Annotated in this window: 5 protein-coding genes and 1 pseudogene; 4 read left to right on the forward strand and 2 right to left on the reverse strand. The window is 59.5% G+C overall.

Annotated elements, in window-relative coordinates; genetic code table 11:
- The 4 genes from VK725_RS13465 to VK725_RS13480 all read left to right on the forward strand — a co-directional run.
- Positions 1 to 1,596, forward strand: a 1,596-nt coding sequence (locus tag VK725_RS13465; RefSeq protein ID WP_325318571.1) for an ABC-F family ATP-binding cassette domain-containing protein, incomplete at its 5' end; no start/stop codon positions are given.
- A gap of 4 nt (positions 1,597 to 1,600) precedes the next feature.
- Positions 1,601 to 2,521 carry a phosphoglycerate mutase gene (locus VK725_RS13470; protein WP_325318572.1) on the forward strand — a complete coding sequence of 307 codons (921 nt, stop codon included), beginning with the start codon at positions 1,601 to 1,603 and terminating at the stop codon, positions 2,519 to 2,521.
- Positions 2,518 to 4,239: a single-stranded-DNA-specific exonuclease RecJ gene (gene recJ, locus VK725_RS13475; protein ID WP_325318573.1), complete on the forward strand. Its 1,722-nt coding sequence runs from the start codon at positions 2,518 to 2,520 to the stop codon at positions 4,237 to 4,239. Before VK725_RS13470 ends, recJ begins: the two co-directional genes overlap by 4 nt.
- Before the next feature lie 97 nt (positions 4,240 to 4,336).
- The gene (locus VK725_RS13480) at positions 4,337 to 4,702 is read left to right on the forward strand and encodes an STAS/SEC14 domain-containing protein (RefSeq protein WP_325318574.1); all 366 of its coding nucleotides are present in this window, start codon (positions 4,337 to 4,339) and stop codon (positions 4,700 to 4,702) included.
- A 12-nt stretch (positions 4,703 to 4,714) separates the two neighbouring features.
- Here the strand turns inward: VK725_RS13480 and VK725_RS13485 are convergent, their stop codons facing one another.
- Together VK725_RS13485 and VK725_RS13490 are read right to left on the reverse strand one after the other, a co-directional pair.
- Positions 4,715 to 5,617 (reverse strand): cation diffusion facilitator family transporter, encoded by a 903-nt coding sequence (locus VK725_RS13485; RefSeq protein WP_325318575.1) that lies wholly within the window; start codon positions 5,615 to 5,617, stop codon positions 4,715 to 4,717.
- A 48-nt stretch (positions 5,618 to 5,665) separates the two neighbouring features.
- Positions 5,666 to 5,942 (reverse strand): annotated as a pseudogene (locus VK725_RS13490) (porin); the annotation flags it as partial.

A 5,942-nucleotide genomic window follows, 5' to 3' on the forward strand; every position in this document is an offset into this window, starting at 1 on the left:
GCACAAGCACGTGGCGATACCGAAGCGATGGCGCGCGCGCACCATCGTATCGAAGAACTGCATGGCTACGATGCACGCGCACGCGCGGGCCGTCTGTTGCACGGCCTGGGCTTCAAGGCGGAAACGCACGAGCGTGCGGTGCGCGAATTTTCCGGCGGCTGGCGCGTTCGCCTCAATCTTGCACGCGCGCTGATGGCGCCGTCCGAATTGCTGCTGCTGGACGAGCCTACGAACCATCTTGATCTCGATGCCGTGCTTTGGCTGGAAGAATGGCTGCGCCGTTATCAGGGCACGTTGCTGGTTATTTCGCACGACCGTGAATTTCTCGACGGTGTCATCACGCACACGCTGCATCTCAACGAGGGCAGGGCGAAGCTCTACGCCGGCAACTACAGTGCGTTCGAGTTGCAACGCGCCGAACAGCTGCGCCTGCAGCAAATCGCGCACGAACGCGAGCAGGTCGAGCGCGCGCATCTGCAATCCTTTATCGATCGCTTCAAGGCAAAGGCCAGCAAAGCCAAGCAGGCGCAATCGCGCATGAAGCGTCTGGAAAAAATGGCGGGAACGGAAGCTGTTCGTGCCGAGCGCGCGTTCCACTTTCAGTTCGCCGTGCCGGATCGGTTGCCCGATTCCATGCTGCAACTGGAAGAGGTCGAAGCAGGTTATCCTGGCGAAGCAGGGCAGCCCGCCGCCTCCATTCTGCGCGACGTGCGATTTCGGCTTGAAGCTGGCGAACGTATCGGTTTGCTCGGGCCAAACGGTGCCGGTAAGTCCACGCTGGTCAAAACGCTGGTGGGCGAATTGACGCCGCTCAATGGCGAGCGCAAAGCGCATAAAGATCTAAAGATCGGGTACTTCGCGCAGCATACCGTTGAAAGCCTGCACGAAGGTTCCAGTCCCTTCGATCATCTGCAGGAAAAAGCTCCTGGTGTCGCAGCGCAGGCGCTCCGCGACTTCCTCGGTAGCTGGAATTTCGCCGGAGATCGCGCTTTCGAATCTGTCGATGGATTTTCGGGTGGCGAGCGCGCGCGTCTGGCGTTGGCGCTTATCGCGTGGGACAAGCCGAACCTGCTGTTACTCGACGAACCTACCAACCATCTCGATCTGGACATGCGCGAAGCACTCGCTGACGCACTCGCAGACTTCGACGGTGCGCTGGTGCTTGTCTCGCACGATCGCCATCTGCTTGGCATGGTCTGCGACAGCTTCTGGCGTGTCGCCGATGGCATGGTCGAGTCGTTCGATGGCGACCTGGAAGACTACGCTCGCTGGCTGCGCGCGCGCGGTGCTGCACCCAAGAAGAATGCCGAGGCTGCAGCGACACCGATCGAATCCGCCGCCGATCGCCGCCGAGCTGCTGCGGCGCAACGTGAAAACGAAAAGGTCACGCGTCAGCGCGTCAAGAAAATCGAAACGCGTGTCGCAGCGATTGACGAAGAGCTCACCACTCTGGAGCAAAAACTCGCCGACCCTGAAACCTACAACGGTCCGACAGCGCAGCTGATGAAGCTGGGTCAACGTCAGGCCGAGTTGCGCAAGGAAAAGGAAACGCTCGAAGCGGAGTGGCTACAGCTTTACGAATTGCTTGAAGCCTGAGCCGATGGCCGACACGTCGCCCACCTCGATCGAATGCTGGCTGCCGAACTTGCAGCGCTTCGATCCTTCGCATCCTTTACGCACATTGCTGACACGCGGCGATCGTCTTGAAGATGGCGCTGCCGGTTATCTCGGCGGCCTAGCCGATTATTTTCAGTGCCGTGGCGGTATTCCCGCGGCGGCGCTCACGCGCGAACATCTGCTTGGCGATGCCGGAGACGCCAGCTGGCTTAGTGCCGATCCAGCGTGGATACAGCCAGATCTCAGCGGCGCGCGGCTGCTTGCGTGCGGTCACTTGCAGCTCACCATGGATGAAGCGCAATCGCTGGCCAGACCACTGAAGCCCGTCTTCGGCGATGCAGGAATGATCCTGGAGATTTCATCGCCCGATCGTTGGCACCTGCGCTTGCTCTCGCAATCTCCGCTGCCTGAGTTTGCAGCGCCGGAGCAGGCACTGGGCGAAGACCTATACGATCATCTTCCGCAAGGAGACGCTGGAAGACGCTGGCGTGCGCTGTTCAACGAGGTACAGGTGATCTTGCACCAGCATCCCGTCAACGTTGAGCGTCGCTCTCACGGTCTGCCGCCGGTCAACAGCTTGTGGTTGTGGGGTGGTGGGCCATTGCCACAGCGCGTGACAACGCAGCTATCGGGCGTCGTTGGAGATGACCTTCTTCTTTTGGCGCTGGCAAAGCGCGCGGGTATTCCCGTTCAATCGCGCGACGTCGCCTCGGTGAATGCGGCACGCATCGGTTGGCTGATCGATCTGCAAGACCAGAGCGCGGAAGACATCGCCGCAGCGTGGTGGCCGTCTTTGCAAGCGTTGGCAAAGCAACAGCCATTGACGCTTTCTTTTGCGAGCGGCGAACGATGGTTGTACCGCCCGTGGCATCGCCTGCGTTTTTGGCGGCGAGGCGCGCGATGAGCTCGTTGCAGTTGCGTCCTCGCCCTGTGCTGGGTGAGCCAGCAGGATGGGGCGATTCTCTGCATCCTCTTTTGCAACGCATCTACGCCGCGCGTGGCGTTTTCAGTCCGGATCAGGCCGAGCACCGGCTGAATCGTCTTCTATCGCCGCAACAATTGGGTGGTATCGAGCGCGCAGTCGCCTTATTGGGGGAAGCGATACGCGACGATGCGTCCATCATCATTGCAGGCGATTACGATTGCGATGGCGCAACCGGTACCGCGGTAGCCATCCGCGGATTGCGCCTGTTGGGTGCCAAGCGGGTCGATTACGTGGTGCCCAACCGCTTCGTGCATGGCTATGGACTCACGCCGGAACTCATCGCTTCATTGCCGCCGCATGCGCAACTTGTCGTAACCGTCGATAATGGCGTTGCGAGTGTCGCCGGTGTTGCTGCGGCCAAGGCGCGTGGCATGAAGGTGATCGTCACAGATCATCACTTGCCCGGCGAACAGTTGCCCATGGCCGATGCCATCGTGAATCCCAATCTTCACGATGACGGTTTTCCAAGCAAAGCATTGGCCGGCGTGGGCGTGATGTTCTACGTGCTGCTCGCGCTACGCGCTCACATGCGCGAGCACGGCGGGTTTGCATCGAACGCCGAGCCGGACCTTTCATCGCTTTTGGATCTTGTAGCGCTGGGAACCGTTGCCGATCTTGTGCCACTGGATTTCAACAATCGCATTCTTGTCGAAGCCGGCATGAAACGATTGCGCAGCCGCCGCGGTTGCGCAGGCATCACTGCATTGATTGAGGCGAGCCAGCGCGCGGTATCGACTGCGTGCACGAGCGACCTGGGTTATGCAGTAGGTCCACGCCTCAATGCCGCCGGTCGACTGGAAGACATGCGGCTTGGCGTGGAGTGCCTGCTGACCGACGATCCGGCGCAGGCGCGTCGCTATGCCGAGCTGCTGAGTTCGATCAACCAGGAGCGACGCGATCTGCAAGCTGCGATGGTTGCGGAAGCAGAAGTGATGGTCGCAAGTGCGGCGCATGTCGACGCGCAAACATTGGGTGTCACGTTGTTCGAACCCAGTTGGCACGCGGGCGTGGTTGGGCTGGTGGCCTCCAAGCTGAAAGAGCGGCTGCATCGGCCTGTCATCGCATTCGCACCGGCGGGCGAAGACGATCCTGATCATCTCCGAGGGTCAGCGCGTTCCATTTCAGGATTTCATATTCGCGATGCGTTGGCGGCCGTCGATGCGCGCCATCCGGGCCTTATCGAACGCTTCGGCGGCCACGCGATGGCTGCCGGGCTCAGCTTGCGTACAACGGATTACCCGCGTTTTGCTGAAGCCTTCGATGCGGTTGCGCGGGAATGGCTGAACGAGGAACAGCTTCAGGCCGTTCTCTACACCGATGGTGAAATGCCGGCCGGCATGTTTACGCTGGATATGGCCCGACTCCTACGTTTCGCGGGTCCCTGGGGCCAAGCCTTTCCGGAACCGGTCTTCGAAAATCGGTTCGAGTGCTTCAGCTGGAAACCGATGGGCGAACGTCACCTTCGGTTGAGCCTGCGCGATCCACGCGATGACGGTCTTTACGAAGCCGTCATGTTCAATGCTTATGACGGCAAGCCGCCGCCAGCCTTGCTGCGTGCCGCCTACGAACTGACCATCAACGACTGGCAAGGCCGCGAATCACCGCGCTTGCTGCTCCGTCATATCGAGTCAGTCTGACCATTTGGATCGTGTAGCGGCGTATTCACGCGTTGCAGCTTGCGTCCGTGCGTTAATAGCGCTTGGATGGTGCAAACCGGAACGAAGGAGGCGCGTCATGATCGAACAACTCCCCACTCTCCCTGCCGGTGTGCTCGGTTTTCGCATGCACGGGCTGGTGACGGCGGCCGACTACGAGAACGTCATGGTGCCGGATATCGAGGCGGCGTTCGCGCTGAATCCTAAATTGCGTATCGTGGTGCATGTCGGCGATGACTTCACCGGCTTTGCGCCGGGCGCGATGTGGGACGACGTGAAACTCGGGTTCCGGCATTTCTCGGGCTGGGAACGTACCGCACTGGTCACCGACGTCGGCTGGATCCGTGTCATGTCCAGCATGTTCGGGTTTGCCATGCCGACGCACTTCAAGCTTTTTTCCAATGCCGAGCTTGACGATGCGCTGCGTTGGGTATCGCAAATCTGATATCCGGCAAAACTACATCCAGGCACGCTTGCTGGTGAACATGATATTCAACCATTCCGCGCGGATATCCCCGCCCAAACGCGCAGCGATATCCGCGCGAATGTCATCGACAGAGGCGATGGTTCCCAGTTCGGCATCCGGCGCCAGCAGAATATGGATGTCGATAAAGCGCATCCGCCCGATTTTGGCCACATAACTGGCGAAATCGAGATAACCACGCTCGTTCACAATGGAGCGCATGACGTTTTGCACCTGCTGGTCCAGGGCATTTGGCGCCAGCTGCAGAACTTCGCGCATAGCCTGCCACAAGCTGCCCATAGGCAGCGGCAAAAGGGTGATGGTGAGCAGCAGTAACACGCTGGAATCAATATACGGCGTGAAGTGATCGAAGCGGCCGCCGCGAATCAAGGCTGCGATACCGAAACCAATCAGCACGGCAATGCTGATGCTCGCGCCGATAAACCAACCCTTCGCATCCAGGTTCAAAAGTGCGGAGCCAAGCGTTCGCGCTTTGCGCTGCAGGTTCAGCGCCATGATCATGCTGAAAACGCCGATCAGCGCAGCCCATGCCGCGCCGATGCCAAACCGGATTTCGTGGCCGCCGTCGGACAAATCATGCACCGCCGTAATGGCGGCGTATGCGCATGTTGTTGTCAGGACCGTAGCGTTTAACACTACGACCAACGGCTCAAGGTGCCAGTAGCCAAACTGAAAGCGGCGGCTGCCATCTTGCGCGATAAGGCGCGATACGGCGAGCGATCCGGTAGTTAGCACCACATCAACCAACGAATAAAAGCCGTCGAACGCAATGGATTGCGAGCGCAGGAATAAGCCCGTGGCAATGCTCGATGCCCCGACGAGTAATGTGACGGCAATCGAGAACCGCAATTGTGCTTGCTCAAGGGTGGTATCCATGCCTGTTATGTCGGTGCTCCGTCATGCATGGGTGACAACGCCGTTGCGTCATTTTATGAAGCTGTATTGCACTGAGCCTTGGATGCGGGTGTCGTCGTTGGAACGATTGTCCTGTTCCATCAGTCGGCCATGCAACAACTCAATACCCGCAGTGAACGTCGGCGCTGGTGTCCAAAGCAGATTGAGTGCGCCGTAGTAGGTATCGTGGTATGCATCGTTGGAAAGCAAGGGCGAATGCTGGATACGTGCAATGCCGTAGACGAGGTTGCTGCGCCAGTCGCCGCTCCAATAGTGCGTATAAGCCAGGTGCGCGCCGACGTCGTTA

Source organism: Dyella sp. (assembly GCF_035486915.1).
Lineage (GTDB): Bacteria > Pseudomonadota > Gammaproteobacteria > Xanthomonadales > Rhodanobacteraceae > Dyella_B.

Coding starts and splice junctions, on each gene's coding strand:
- VK725_RS13480 (WP_325318574.1), top strand. CDS start 4,337: ATGATCGAACAACTCCCCACTCTCCCTGCCGGTGTGCTCGGTTTTCGC.
- VK725_RS13470 (WP_325318572.1), top strand. CDS start 1,601: ATGGCCGACACGTCGCCCACCTCGATCGAATGCTGGCTGCCGAACTTG.
- VK725_RS13485 (WP_325318575.1), bottom strand. CDS start 5,617: ATGGATACCACCCTTGAGCAAGCACAATTGCGGTTCTCGATTGCCGTC.
- recJ (WP_325318573.1), top strand. CDS start 2,518: ATGAGCTCGTTGCAGTTGCGTCCTCGCCCTGTGCTGGGTGAGCCAGCA.